The 12,716-nt window shown below is 60.0% G+C and carries 13 protein-coding genes; 11 read left to right on the top strand and 2 right to left on the bottom strand.

Annotated features, from left to right (window positions below):
- The first annotated feature begins 2 nt into the window (after window positions 1–2).
- Window positions 3–620 (top strand): TetR/AcrR family transcriptional regulator, encoded by a 618-nt coding sequence (locus tag ACZ5FP_RS07415; protein ID WP_464662877.1) that lies wholly within the window; start codon window positions 3–5, stop codon window positions 618–620.
- Between the two features lie 93 nt (window positions 621–713).
- Window positions 714–1,304 (top strand): 2'-5' RNA ligase family protein, encoded by a 591-nt coding sequence (locus tag ACZ5FP_RS07420; protein WP_464662878.1) that lies wholly within the window; start codon window positions 714–716, stop codon window positions 1,302–1,304.
- Between the two features lie 24 nt (window positions 1,305–1,328).
- On the opposite strand, the gene ACZ5FP_RS07425 is transcribed toward ACZ5FP_RS07420, so the two are convergent.
- Complete coding sequence (locus ACZ5FP_RS07425) at window positions 1,329–2,276, bottom strand: PLP-dependent cysteine synthase family protein (RefSeq protein WP_464662879.1); 948 nt, start codon at window positions 2,274–2,276, stop codon at window positions 1,329–1,331.
- A gap of 72 nt (window positions 2,277–2,348) precedes the next feature.
- Between ACZ5FP_RS07425 and ACZ5FP_RS07430 the strand changes: the two genes are divergently transcribed.
- The 6 genes from ACZ5FP_RS07430 (at window position 2,349) to sbmA (ending at window position 8,435) form a co-directional block, all read left to right on the top strand.
- Window positions 2,349–2,801 (top strand): MarR family winged helix-turn-helix transcriptional regulator, encoded by a 453-nt coding sequence (locus ACZ5FP_RS07430; RefSeq protein ID WP_464662880.1) that lies wholly within the window; start codon window positions 2,349–2,351, stop codon window positions 2,799–2,801.
- Window positions 2,802–3,048: 247 nt separating this feature from the next.
- A complete protein-coding gene (locus ACZ5FP_RS07435; RefSeq protein WP_464662881.1) occupies window positions 3,049–3,723 on the top strand; it encodes a response regulator transcription factor in 675 nt (224 codons plus the stop codon).
- Complete coding sequence (locus ACZ5FP_RS07440) at window positions 3,723–5,093, top strand: sensor histidine kinase (protein ID WP_464662882.1); 1,371 nt, start codon at window positions 3,723–3,725, stop codon at window positions 5,091–5,093. Before ACZ5FP_RS07435 ends, ACZ5FP_RS07440 begins: the two co-directional genes overlap by 1 nt.
- 134 nt (window positions 5,094–5,227) lie before the next feature.
- On the top strand, window positions 5,228–5,818 hold the full coding sequence (locus ACZ5FP_RS07445; RefSeq protein WP_464662883.1) for a class I SAM-dependent methyltransferase: 591 nt from the start codon (window positions 5,228–5,230) through the stop codon (window positions 5,816–5,818).
- 107 nt (window positions 5,819–5,925) lie between these two features.
- A complete protein-coding gene (locus ACZ5FP_RS07450; protein ID WP_464662884.1) occupies window positions 5,926–7,077 on the top strand; it encodes a YbfB/YjiJ family MFS transporter in 1,152 nt (383 codons plus the stop codon).
- 107 nt (window positions 7,078–7,184) lie between these two features.
- Complete coding sequence (gene sbmA / locus ACZ5FP_RS07455) at window positions 7,185–8,435, top strand: peptide antibiotic transporter SbmA (protein ID WP_346308343.1); 1,251 nt, start codon at window positions 7,185–7,187, stop codon at window positions 8,433–8,435.
- A gap of 21 nt (window positions 8,436–8,456) precedes the next feature.
- Here sbmA and ACZ5FP_RS07460 read toward each other — a convergent pair whose 3' ends face one another.
- On the bottom strand, window positions 8,457–9,449 hold the full coding sequence (locus ACZ5FP_RS07460; protein ID WP_464662885.1) for a polysaccharide deacetylase family protein: 993 nt from the start codon (window positions 9,447–9,449) through the stop codon (window positions 8,457–8,459).
- A 198-nt stretch (window positions 9,450–9,647) separates the two neighbouring features.
- Here ACZ5FP_RS07460 and ACZ5FP_RS07465 point away from each other — a divergent pair, with 198 nt between their 5' ends.
- The 3 genes from ACZ5FP_RS07465 to der all read left to right on the top strand — a co-directional run bounded on the left by ACZ5FP_RS07465 (window position 9,648) and on the right by der (window position 12,552).
- Window positions 9,648–10,229 (top strand): NnrU family protein, encoded by a 582-nt coding sequence (locus ACZ5FP_RS07465; RefSeq protein ID WP_464662886.1) that lies wholly within the window; start codon window positions 9,648–9,650, stop codon window positions 10,227–10,229.
- A 152-nt stretch (window positions 10,230–10,381) separates the two neighbouring features.
- Window positions 10,382–11,062, top strand: a complete 681-nt coding sequence (locus ACZ5FP_RS07470) for a tetratricopeptide repeat protein (protein ID WP_464662887.1) — start codon at window positions 10,382–10,384, stop codon at window positions 11,060–11,062.
- Between the two features lie 17 nt (window positions 11,063–11,079).
- The gene (gene der, locus ACZ5FP_RS07475) at window positions 11,080–12,552 is read left to right on the top strand and encodes a ribosome biogenesis GTPase Der (protein WP_464662888.1); all 1,473 of its coding nucleotides are present in this window, start codon (window positions 11,080–11,082) and stop codon (window positions 12,550–12,552) included.
- Window positions 12,553–12,716 lie beyond the last annotated feature (164 nt).

The following is a 12,716-nucleotide window of genomic DNA, read 5'->3' on the forward strand; positions in this document are numbered from 1 at the left end:
CGATGTCAAGCATGCGAACGAAGGATGAAACGGCGGCTGTCCGTCCGCGCCGGCGGCTGACGCGGGAGGACCGCTTCCGCCAGCTCCTGGATGTCGCCTGGCGGATTGTCCGTGAGGAGGGGACAGAAGCCTTGACGCTCGGCTGGCTTGCCGAAAAGGCTGAGGTGACAAAGCCGGTGGTCTATGATCATTTCGGCACGCGCGCCGGTTTGCTGGCAGCGCTTTACCGGGACTTCGATGCCCGACAGACAATGCTGATGGACGCGGCGCTCGCCGCGAGCAAACCGGCGCTGGCGGAGAGGGCTGCGGTCATCGCCTCGTCTTATGTGGACTGCGTGCTTGTGCAGGGGCGCGAAATCCCCGGTGTGATCGCAGCGCTTGCCGGATCGCCCGAACTGGAGAAGATCAAGCGCGAATATAACGGCGTCTTCATCGAGAAGTGCCGGGTGATGCTCGCGCCGTTTGCCGGAGCCGGGACCATTGCTTCGGCGGGCTTGTGGGCGATGCTCGGTGCCGCGGAAGCGCTGTCCTATGCCGCCGCAACGGGCGACATCACCGCTGCGCAGGCGGAGCACGAGCTGTTCGAGACCATCATTGCCATGGTTGCCAGGAACGGTTGAACGGACGAGCATTCGCAAAAATACTTGCGGATTGTTCCCTTTTTGTTCTAAAGTGTCCGATCGGAAATGCGGTTGCATTTCGGGAGGCCGGCCATGCAGGGCGAATTGAATCTGGGCGATAACTGGCAAAGCCGGCCGAAACGGCCTGCTCTGCAGGAGCGGCTTTTCTTCGGCATCATGCTCGATGCCGATGTGCAGGAGATTGTCGATGCCCGCAGGACCGGCTTGATCAAAGATCATTGTTTGACGCGAAAGAGCCTTATCGGGTCTTGCCGTTTTCATATTTCGCTGCACCACCTGGGGGATTACTCGCGTCTGCCCAGTCCTATCCTTTTCGCGGCCAAGCGGGCCGGGAGTGCCGTGTCCACACCGCCGTTTGAGGTGGCACTACGTTCACTTAAGAGTTTCGAGGGTGGCCAGCCGGGCCGGAAGCCGCTGGTGCTGATCGGCGAGGGCGAGGGGTTGACCCGGCTCCACACGATTCTCGGCGCCTGCCTCACGCGCAACGGTCTGCCGGGAAATCGCGGCGCATTCACCCCGCATTTGACGCTTCTCTACAATTCCCGAACGATCAGCGAACAGCCGATTGAGCCGATCCGCTTTGTCGTCAGGGATTTTGTCTTGATCCACAGCAAGCGGGGGCTCTCCGAATACGAGATACTGCAGCGCTGGACGCTGCATTGACGCCCTCCGTTGCGCTCCGCATTCCTATTTCCTGCTCAGGTATTTCATGCCCGTATCGCACATGACGGTGACGACGGTTGCGCCAGTGGCAAGCGTATCGGCCAGCCGCAGCGCCGCAACCACATTGGCTCCGGTGGAAGTTCCGGCAAACAGTCCTTCTTCGCGGGCCAGCCGCTTTGCCATGGCGCTGGCTTCCTCCGTCGACACCTCATCGATCCCGTCGGCAATGTCGTCCTGCCAGAGCGGTACGACATAGCCCGCGCCAATCCCGTCAATTTTATGGGCGCCGGTCTTGCCGCCGGACAGGACGGGCGATTCCGCCGGCTCCACCGCAACGATGCGGATCTGGTCATTGTACCGGCGCAAGGCCTCGCCGGTTCCCCGGAGGGAAGCCGCCGTGCCGACACTCTGCACAAAGCCGTCGATGCGTCCGTTTGTCTGGTCCCAGATTTCGGCGGCCATGGCGTGATAGGCCGCCAGCTGATCCCTGTTCTTCATCTGGTCTGTCCAGAAACTGCCGGGGGTTTGCTGCGCGATGATACGCGCCGCCTCGATCATGTCGCACGTCAGTTTCTCGGTCATGCGTCCGCTGTCGCTTGGCACGATGTGCAGTGTGGCGCCAAGAATTGCCATGTGGTCGAGTTTTTCCCGGGCAAAGGCGTCCGAGGTGACGATGTGCAGGGGATAGCCTTTGACCGCGCAGACGAGCGACAGAGAAACGCCGGTGCTGCCGCCGGTATATTCCACCACAGAGCCGTTGGCAGCTAGCCGCCCATCCGCTTCCGCCGCCTCGATCATGGCAAGCGCCATGCGGTCTTTCATGCTGCCGGTGGGGTTTTCGCTTTCAAGCTTCATGAGGATGCGGGCGCCGTTGGCGGGACGGATGGTCCGCAGGGCCAGCAGCGATGTGTTGCCGATGGTGTCAAGGATCGTTCGTTGCGAGGCGTGCATGGTCTCGATACTCCGCGTCAAACTGTACTATCCGGTTCGGGTACGCAAAAACCAGTTTCCATGTAGGTACATATTATGTATATGCATATATCCATGACCTTGGCAAAACAACCGAAAAAAACCTTGCGGACCGACGCCCGCGCGCTGGTTGAGAATTGCGCGGGCTGGAACAGCCGTCTGGCGGCGCGCCGCATCACGGCTTTTCTGGATCGCGAATTGGCGGATCTTGGCCTCACCGCGGCACAGCTTGGCCTGATGGCGCAGATTGCTGCCCTGACCGATGATACGCTGGGCGCGCTGGCCCAGCGCAGCGGCCTGGAGCAATCCACCCTGTCGCGCAACTTGCGCACGCTTGAGCGCGAACAGCTGATCGAAATCACCCTGGTGGAAACCGACCTGCGTCGCCGCGCGGTGTGGCTGACGGAAACCGGCGCGCGCCGTCTCGAAGCGGCAATACCCGTGTGGCGGGAAGCGCAGGCCAGGCTCGCGCAAGTCGTGCCGACGGATATTGTTCGCCAGCTGGCGGATCAAAGCGAGGCGCTCTGAGGCGGGAAAGGCCTGCCCGATGCGCAGTTGCCCTGATGTTGCGGGGCGCAACCTTGGTGCAATGTGAGTGGCCTAATTGTGTTGCGGCGAATGAAGAGTGCGGGCAGGGCACAGCGATTGCGGCGTATGAAATGGGAACGGGCCTCGCCATGGCGGCCCGAACGGTACTATTTTGCCAAAGCAACGGCCGGTGTCCGAATTCCTTGTGTCGCCATGTTTTAACCCCGTACATGACTGGTCCTGAATAGTGCGTATTTTGCTGGTGGAAGACGAGCCTGAAATGGCCGCTGCCCTTGGGGAGGCTCTCAAGAATTACGACATGATCGTTGATCACGTGGGCTCGCTCGCCCATGCCGAGGAGGCCGTGTCGCTCAACGCCTATGCGGCCATTCTGCTGGACCGGCAGTTGCCGGACGGCGATGGCCTGACCATCGTGCCGCGTCTGCGGGCAAAAGGTGAGGGCGTTCCGGTCATCGTGCTGACGGCGCGCGGTGAATTGGTGGACCGTGTCACCGGTCTCGACAAGGGGGCGGACGATTATCTTGCCAAGCCCTTCGCCGTGGAAGAACTGCTGGCGCGGCTGCGCGCAGTGCTGCGCAGGCCCCTCAACATGCCCTCGGAACCGCTGAATGTCGGCAACCTGTCCTTTGACCTGATCAACCGCGAAGCCAGCATCGGCGCCAACCGGTTCGACCTGCCGCGCCGCGAACTTCTGGTGTTGGAAACGCTGTTGCGGCGCATGGGGCGCACGGTGCTGCGTTCTTCGCTGGAAGAAGCGGTCTACGGCATTGACGATGAAATCCAGTCGAACGCCCTCGACACCCATGTTTCCCGGCTGCGCCGCAAGCTGACGGAATCCGGCGCCGGCGTTGAAATTCACGCCATTCGCGGCGTCGGCTACCTGTTGAAGCGCCTCTCCTGATGGCGCAGGCAAGGCCGCATTCATTGAAATGGCGGCTCGTCAGCCGCCTTGTCCTTTTGCAGGCGGTCATGCTGACGCTGTTCGTGGTGCTGGTGCTCTGTGCGCTCTGGTACACCGGATTTCTCGGGTCGATCGATCCTGAAGATACGACGATCAACGCCGTGCGCGATTCCATCGGGCGCAGTGCCAATGGCGCTCTCGTCCTGCGCGAAACACCCGCACTGGCGCGCGAGCGGGTGACAAGCCCGAGTTTTTGGTTTGTGGCGCGCGACATGCAGGGACAGACCTTGTCGGAGGGCGAGGTCCCGCCGGAATATGCGCGCATCGGCGATGCCTTGGGCGCCGTGGGACAGGCGCGATTTGGCTGGAATCTCGGTGATCCGCCCCGTTCCAACGCCCGGTTCAAACGCGTGACAACCACAGCCGGCGTGGTCCAGATCCTTGCCGGACCCGGAAGTACAGTTCCCTTCGGCTTTTATCTCTCGGCGCTCGGTACGGTTCTTGCAACCATCATTGTCCCGCTCATCCTTGTGATGGCGCTGGCGACGCTCCTGGTAACGCCATTTGTCGTGCGCAGGGCCCACAGGGGCCTGGGGCATGTGGCGACCCAGGCTGAAAAGATCAATATTGACGAGCGTGGAACGCGCTTGCCGCTGGATGATGTGCCGCAGGAGGTCACGCCGCTGGTGACGGCTGTCAACAGCGCGCTCGGCCGGCTCGACGACGGCTATGAACGGCACAAACGGTTTCTGCTGGATGCAGCCCATGAATTGCGCACCCCGATCGCCATCCTGCAGACCCGCCTGGAATCGCTCCCGGCCAGCCCGGTCAACGGGCGTCTGCTGGAGGATGTCGCCCGTCTTGGCATTCTCGCCGAACAATTGCTGGATCTGCAGCGCCTCAGCCAGAACGGAATGCAATTTGCCGCCGTTGATCTTGTCGCCGTCGGACGGCGGGTGGCGGCCGATCTCGCGCCGCTCGCCATCGCGGCGGGTTATGCCATGTCGTTTGAACCCGAAATCGCGCGTGTCGCCGTGCGGGGCGATCAGGCGGCGCTGGAACGGGCCATGATCAACCTTGTGCAAAATGCCATCCAGCACGGCGGACGCAAGGGCACCATCACCATCCGGGTGAAGCCGGATGCGGCCGTCGTGGTGGAAGACGAGGGGGCGGGCGTGCCGCCTGATCAGCGCAGTGCCATCTTCGAGCCGTTCCGGCGCCTGCACGCCCGGGATCGCGGCGTCGGTCTGGGCCTCAACCTCGTCCAGGAAATCGCGCAATTGCATCGGGGGCAGGTTGTGGTAACAGAGGCATCTGGCGGCGGCGCCTGTTTCACCATGAAGTTTGCTGCCGCATCTATAATGCCGTAATAACTTACCGATAGTTCAGTCCTGTTTAAGCCATTTTGCTGTGGGTATCGTTGCCGCAGAAGGTGCACGCAATCTTCCCTCAATATTGGCGCGCCATACAGGTGCAGCCTTAAGAACGTTGGAGCTTGATTTTTATGACGACGGGAAGTGTTTGGACTTTCGTGCGGGCACTGCTGACCGATCCGTTTCGCGTCAGTGCCATTGCCCCTTCGGGAGCGGCCCTTGCAAGATTGATCACCAGCGAAATCACCCCGGCCTCGGGTCCCGTGCTTGAATTGGGACCGGGCACCGGCGTGTTCACCGATGCGCTGCTTGCCCGGGGTGTTCGCCCCAAGGACCTGACCCTCATTGAATACGGTGCCGAATTTGCGCGGCTTTTGCAGGCGCGCTTTCCCGGCATGCGCATCCTGCAGATGGACGCGGCCCAGCTCGACCTGCACGAGTTCTTCGACATTCAGCCCGCCGGTGCCGTTGTCAGCGGCTTGCCGCTTCTCAGCATGACGCAGGAAAAGGTGGCGGCAATTCTTGGCGGCGCATTCAGCAATCTGCGGCCGGAAGGCGCCTATTACCAGTTCACCTACGGCTTCCGCTGCCCGGTGCCAAAACCGGTGCTGGATCAATTGCAGCTGGAGGCCGTCTGCATTGGCCGGGCATTCCGCAACCTGCCGCCTGCGGCGGTCTACAGGATCACCCGCAAGGGCGTCACCACACCTGTCGCCATCTGATCCCGTCCGGCGGACAGGTGGTGGGTGACCCGAACGATCACCGATCGTCATCGGTCGATCAATTTTATTGTCTTGTCATGCTGCATCGCAGCGATAATGTCCGCGGCATGACCCCACCAGCCTCTTCTCCCGTTCGTTACGCCCTTGGCGGATTTGTCACGATGGCCGTCGCAATGGGGATCGGCCGTTTCATTTTCACGCCGATCCTGCCGGCCATGATGACCGATCTCGGCCTGTCGCCGGGGGATGCCGGAATCATCGCTTCAGCCAATTATGTCGGCTATCTCCTCGGTGCGATCATTGCGGGTTACGGCTGGGCGTCAGGCATAGAGCGCGCAGTGGTTCTGGCCTCCCTTGCCGCCAGTGCGGCACTGTGTCTCGCCATGAGCCTCGGCGACGGCATCATCGTCTTCTCGATCCTGCGGTTCCTGGCCGGCATGGCCAGCGCGTTCATGCTGGTGCTTGCTGCAACCATCGTCTTCAGTCACCTTGCTGCGGCCAACCGGCCGGGTTTGCAGGCACTGCATTTCGGCGGCGTTGGTGCCGGCATTGCGCTCTCCTCCGTACTGGTGGCGGCAAGCGCCGCAAGCGGTTACGGCTGGCGTCAGGATTGGGTCGGTGCGGCTATCCTCTCCATCCTCGGGTTGTTTGCCGTGCTGTGGCTGCTGCGTGAAGGGCCTGTTCGTGCCGGAACCCACATCCAGGAACCGCCGGTGCGCTGGACGCCGGCCTTCCTCAAGATCAATATTGCCTATGGCATTTTCGGCTTCGGCTACATCATCACCGCCACATTCATCATAGCCATCGTGCGCACCAGCCATGGCGGCGCGTCCATGGAAGCGCTGGTCTGGTTTGTGACCGGTGTGAGCGCCGCCCTGTCCGTCTGGTTGTGGGGGCCGCTGCTGCGCCGGGTCGGCCCGTTTGCCGTCGTGGCGCTCGGCATGCTGGTACAGGCCGTGGGCGTGGCCGCCAGTGTGGTCCTGCCGCCTCCCGTGGGGCCGCTTCTCGGAGGCGTGCTCCTGGGGCTGACCTTCATCGTGATCACCGCCGCCGGTTTTCAGGCGGGGCGGGCCATTCTGCCGCAGTCGCCGCGCCGGGTCATGGCCGTCATGACGGCGGCCTTCGGCATCGGCCAGATCATCGGGCCGCTCGTCGGCGGCTATCTCGCCAATATCACCGGCAATTTTACCATCGCGACTCTTGCCGCCGCCGCCAGCCTCGTCGTCGGGGCGGCCTTTGCGTTTCTTTCCAGACCATGAACATTACAGCAATTTAATTGCTGGCGTTCATTCTTTGCCCTATTCGTGGTGGTAGGTTCACATCAAATCAACCCTGATTTATGTGTTTATGCGAGGGTCCATCTGCCGTGTTTGTCTCATTTTTTCCCAAGCCGAAGTTGTTTTTCATCTCGGCGCTTCTGTGGGCCTTGGCCGCAGTTCTGCTCTGGTATGCCGGAGGTCAACAATTTGGTTCCTACGTGGGACTGGCTCCCGCTGACCCGGCGGTACCTCCCATCGTTGGCATCACGGTCTTTTTCACAAAGCCCTATCTTTGGGTCTATGTCTATTTCGCTGTATTCATTGGTATTTTTTATGCGTTCTGGGCGTGGTATTCGCCTCACCCGTGGCAGAACTGGTCAATTCTGGGCTCCGCTCTTATCCTGTTTTCGTCGTATTTTTCCGTCCAGGTCGATGTTGTTTTGAACAACTGGCGCGGCTCGTTCTTCGACATGGTTCAAAAGGCAATGGGCGGTAAAAATGTTGTTGCTGCCCCCGATCTTTACGCCGGCGTTATCACATTCGCGGTGATCGCCTGCGTGGCAATTGCAGTAGCGGTCGCAACGCTTTTCTTTACCAGCCATTACGTCTTCAGATGGCGAACAGCCATGAACAGCTACTATATGGAACATTGGGAAAGGCTTCGGCATATTGAGGGTGCCGCACAGCGCGTTCAGGAAGACACAATGCGTTTTGCATCGATTGTTGAAGGTCTGGGTATCACCTTCATACAGTCGGCCATGACACTGATAGCGTTCCTGCCCTTGCTCGCACAGCTCTCCAGCCATATCGTCGCCTTGCCTGTTGTCGGCGTCATACCACATCCCTTGGTTTTCGCGGCCATTGCTTGGGCAATCTTCGGAACCGGCTTGCTGGCAATGGTCGGTGTAAAGCTTCCGGGTTTGCAGTTTCGCAATCAGAGAGTTGAAGCGGCCTACCGAAAAGAACTTGTTTATGGTGAAGATCATGGAGATCGTGCCCAGCCGCTTGCCGTAAAGGAGCTCTTTGCAAACGTCCGGAAGAATTACTTCCGTTTGTATTTCCACTACGTCTACTTCAACGTCTTCCGCTACGTCTATCTGCAGGCCGACAATGTCTTTGGTCTTTTCCTGCTTGTTCCGACATTGGCAGCCGGCACGATCACCCTGGGTATCTTCCAGCAGATCTTGTCAGCGTTCTCGAATGTGACGAACTCTTTCCAATTTCTGGTCAATTCGTGGACGACAGTCATCGAACTGCTATCAATCCAGAAGCGTTTGAAAGCCTTCGAGGCTACATTGGAGGGCGAGCCTCTGCCGTCCATCGATCAGCTTTATCTGGAAACAGGGACTGAGCGCTAAGAATGCAGTGACGGGCGGCGGTCAGATACCGCTGTCCGTTACCTTCCTCCGGTTGACTGCCGGAGCGACGGCGGAGGGCGCTTCGGCGCCGGTCTGTTTGAGATAATCGCTATAGGTCGTGCAGCGCACGTCAGGCTTCGTGCAGACGTCGGATGTGAAGCGTTCCAGTGCCCGCCAATAGGCGTCGCCGTTCATCAGCGTAAAATGGATGCCGATCTGGAAGGGAATGCGCTCGCCCCTGTACTGGCGGTCAAAGGCACCCTTGAACGCGTCATAGGCGCGGTTTTCAAATTCGTTGAGGTGATCCGCTCGCTCGAAGCCGCCGGAGTGGCGCACGAACATGTTGTAGTCCATCGCCACAACCGGGCGATGTTCCGGGCCCTCGCTGATGGTGGGCAGCGCAAACTGATATAGCCCGCCCGCATGGATCGGCAGAGCCGGACCCTTGGAAACGCTGCTGGCGTCAAAGGCGTAACCCATGTCTTTCAATGCCGACAGCAGGGCAGGGCTGGCGGAGAGATATGGAGCCCGGAAGCCGCGCACTTCCGTGTCGACAAAGGCTTTCCAACCCTCCGGCTCGGGATCGCTGCCATATTTTGCCCAGGCCGTGCGCAGCACCTGCTTGTAGGCGGTGAATTCCCTGATCCAGTCCGCCTTCGACCAGGTGCGTCCATCAAAGTGGCCGCAGGCATGGCTGGCAATCTCATTGCCCTCATTGCGCGCGCGCCAGATATTGTCGAGCCGTTTGGCAATGTCATCCTTCGATGCGGCATAGCCGATATTGGAGCGGCCATTGGATTCGCCGGGAGCCTGATAGGATTTGCGGTCAGCGCGGTCGATCAGAAAGACACAGGAGAGAAAGTAGGTGAATTTGGCATTGGAGCGCTCGGCGAGCGCCCGGCTGCGCTCCCACAGGGCATTGCTGCCGGAATTGTCGAAGGAGATCAGCACATATTGCGGCTTGCTGCCAAGGGAACCGCGCAGTTCCGTGCCTTCGCTGGCAAAAGTGGGCATGCATGCCGTGAGGGCAAGGGACGCGGCAAGGGCACAAGAAATCAAACGCATAATGCTGATACGACGCTATCAATGGGAGGAACGATTCTCGCTACAGGGGAATTGTGGCGATGATCGGACGCGTCGATCCACCGCAAGCACCTGTCTTGGAACTGTTCTGAAGCCGCTGTACTCTCCCGGAAAACGGGGGAACCGGTCATGCTGGTGCTGATTCTGGGTATTGTTGTCTTTCTGGGAATTCACTCGGTCCGCATCGTTGCGCCGCAATGGCGTCTCGACAAGATCGCCGCATGGGGCGAGAACAAGTGGAAGGGGTTTTACTCCGTCATTTCCTTCCTAGGTTTGATACTTATCATCTGGGGGTATGTGCTGGCGCGGCCTTATTCGCTGTTCATTTATGAGCCGCCGGTCTGGCTGAAGCACATCACCCTGCTTCTAATGCTGTTTTCGTTCATCTCGCTGATGATTTCGAATTTCAAGCCGGGAAAGCTGAAGCCCATTCTCAAGCACCCCACGCTGATTGCCGTCAAAATCTGGGCGCTGGCGCATCTCATGGCCAATGGCGATCTGGCGTCGCTCGTCCTGTTTCTGTCATTTCTGGCCTGGGCCGTGGTCGATCGCATTTCTATCAAGCGGCAGGAGAGGGCGGGCCTGATGCGCACGGTGATTGTGCCCGGACCGGTTTCCAACGATATCATGGCCATTGTCGCCGGTGTGGTGCTCTATGCCCTGTTTGTCTGGAAACTGCATGTCTGGCTGATCGGGGTATCACCAGTTTAAACAGCCGGCTGAGGGCTATTTTTCACTTGGCCCTTACATCCCGAGGATTTTCCGACTAAAAGCGCTCTAACTGTGTGCGCGGAGCGGCGAGGGCTGCTTCGCGCATCTGCAATTTATTTCATCGCAGGCCCCAAGGGCACCAATGAGGCACTATGACTGACGACGGCTTTTTCCGTGAGGTAAATGAGGAACTCCGCTCCGACAAGATGCGGGCGTTTTGGAAGCGCTTTGGCGGCCTGCTGATCGGCGCTGCCGTGGCCCTTGTCGTCGGCACGGGTGTTTTCGCCTTCTATGAATACTGGACCGAAAAGCAGGCGTCGAAATCCGGCGACCAGTTTCTGGCTGCGCTCAATCTTGTCCGGGACGGCAAGAATGATGAAGCGCTGAAGACGCTGAGTGAACTGGAAAAGACCGGTTACGGCGCTTATCCCGTGCTGGCCCGCATGCGCGCTGCCGGCGTGCAGGCGCAAAAGGGTGACCCGGCGGCCGCAGTGGCTGCGTTTGACGAAGTTGCCGCGGACGCCTCTGTTCCCCAGTCCCTCCGGGATCTGGCAAAACTGCGCGCCGCCCTGCTGCTTCTCGATACGGGCTCTTACGACGATGTTGCCAAACGCGTCGAATCTCTTTCGTCCGACGGCAATCCGATGCGCCATTCCGCGCGTGAGGCCCTTGGCCTTGCCGCATGGAAAGCTGGTCGCGGCGGTGATGCGGAAAAGCTGTTCAAGCAGATTTCCGATGATCAGGCCGCTCCCGCCAATATCCGCCAGTTTGCCGACACGATGCTCGACATGCTTCGCAGCACTGGCGCAGCACCCGCTGCTGCTGCCGGTTAACACAGGAATTTGAGTCTTTGAGTTTCACCCTCGCCATTATCGGCCGTCCGAATGTCGGTAAGTCCACCCTCTTCAACCGGCTTGTCGGCCGCAAGATCGCTTTGGTGGATGATCTGCCGGGCGTTACGCGCGACCGCCGTGTCCATGCCGCCAAACTGTACGACCTGAAGTTCGATGTCATCGATACCGCAGGTCTAGAGGAGGTCCCCAGCGATTCGCTGGAAGGCCGCATGCGTGCCCAGACGGAACTGGCCATCGGTGAGGCTGATCTCATCCTGTTCCTTGTCGATGCCAAGGCCGGTATCACCCCCACCGACGTAACCTTCGCCGACCTCGTCCGCCGTTCCGGCAAGCCGGTTGTTCTGGTTGCCAACAAGGCCGAGGCGCGCGGTGCCGAATCCGGCATGTACGATTCCTATCAGCTGGGACTGGGCGAACCTTGCCCGATTTCGGCCGAGCACGGGCAGGGCTTCCCTGATCTGCGCGACGCGATCGTCGAAATACTGGGAGAAGAGCGCGTTTTCCCGGATGAGTACGAGACGAAAGATCCCGAGAGCGACGCGGTCGCCGTCACCATTCCCGCCGTGGCGGGGCCGAAGGACGATCTGATCGGCGACGACATCGACGATCCGGATGCCGAAGACATCCCGGCCTATGATTCCAGCAAGCCGCTCCGCATCGCCATCGTCGGGCGCCCGAATGCCGGTAAATCGACACTGGTCAACACGATGCTTGGTGAGGATCGGCTGCTGACAGGGCCTGAAGCGGGGATCACGCGCGATTCCATTTCCGTCGACTGGGAGTGGAACGGCCGCAAGATCAAGCTGTTCGATACCGCTGGGCTGCGCCGCAAATCCCGTGTTCAGGGTAAGCTCGAAAAATTGTCCGTGGGCGATGCGCTGCGGGCCATTCGGTTTGCCGAGGTCGTCATTATCGTGCTTGATGCGACGATCCCCTTCGAAAAGCAGGATTTGCAGATCGCCGATCTGATCATCCGTGAGGGCCGCGCACCGATCATCGCCTTCAACAAATGGGATCTGGTCGAAAACCGCCAGATGGTGCTGGCCGATCTGCGCGAAAAGACCGAACGGCTGCTGCCGCAGATTCGCGGTATCCGTGCCGTCCCGATCTCGGGTGAACGCAACCAAGGCATCGACAAGCTGATGGCCGCCGTTGCCTCGACGGACGAGGTATGGAACCGCCGTATTTCCACCGGTCGCCTGAACCGCTGGATGGAAGGTGTGACGACGCATCACCCGCCGCCTGCCGTCGCCGGCCGCCGCCTCAAAATCAAATACATCACGCAGGTCAAAACCCGCCCGCCGGGCTTTGTCATCTCCTGCTCGCGGCCGGAAGCGTTCCCGACCTCCTATGTGCGCTATCTGACAAACGGACTGCGCGAGACGTTCGATATGCCAGGTGTTCCGCTGCGGCTGGTCCTGCGCACCTCGGATAATCCGTTCGCCGGACGGGCAAAAAAGAAACGCTAAGACATCTCTCTAGTACAAATCCTGCCGCCCTCGTGTTTTTGCACGGGGGCGGTTTGCATTTGCACGGGTTTGCCAAACCAACCGGCTACGCGCTTTTGCGAGGGCTGTTAACTCTCCATCAAGGTTAATGCTTCATTTTTGCAACCAGTATTGTTCGGTTGTGA

This window comes from Phyllobacterium sp. T2-21 (assembly GCF_055378485.1).

Coding starts and splice junctions, on each gene's coding strand:
- ACZ5FP_RS07415 (WP_464662877.1), top strand. CDS start 3: ATGTCAAGCATGCGAACGAAGGATGAAACGGCGGCTGTCCGTCCGCGC.
- ACZ5FP_RS07420 (WP_464662878.1), top strand. CDS start 714: ATGCAGGGCGAATTGAATCTGGGCGATAACTGGCAAAGCCGGCCGAAA.
- ACZ5FP_RS07430 (WP_464662880.1), top strand. CDS start 2,349: ATGACCTTGGCAAAACAACCGAAAAAAACCTTGCGGACCGACGCCCGC.
- ACZ5FP_RS07440 (WP_464662882.1), top strand. CDS start 3,723: ATGGCGCAGGCAAGGCCGCATTCATTGAAATGGCGGCTCGTCAGCCGC.
- ACZ5FP_RS07445 (WP_464662883.1), top strand. CDS start 5,228: ATGACGACGGGAAGTGTTTGGACTTTCGTGCGGGCACTGCTGACCGAT.
- ACZ5FP_RS07450 (WP_464662884.1), top strand. CDS start 5,926: ATGACCCCACCAGCCTCTTCTCCCGTTCGTTACGCCCTTGGCGGATTT.
- ACZ5FP_RS07460 (WP_464662885.1), bottom strand. CDS start 9,449: ATGCCCACTTTTGCCAGCGAAGGCACGGAACTGCGCGGTTCCCTTGGC.
- ACZ5FP_RS07465 (WP_464662886.1), top strand. CDS start 9,648: ATGCTGGTGCTGATTCTGGGTATTGTTGTCTTTCTGGGAATTCACTCG.
- ACZ5FP_RS07470 (WP_464662887.1), top strand. CDS start 10,382: ATGACTGACGACGGCTTTTTCCGTGAGGTAAATGAGGAACTCCGCTCC.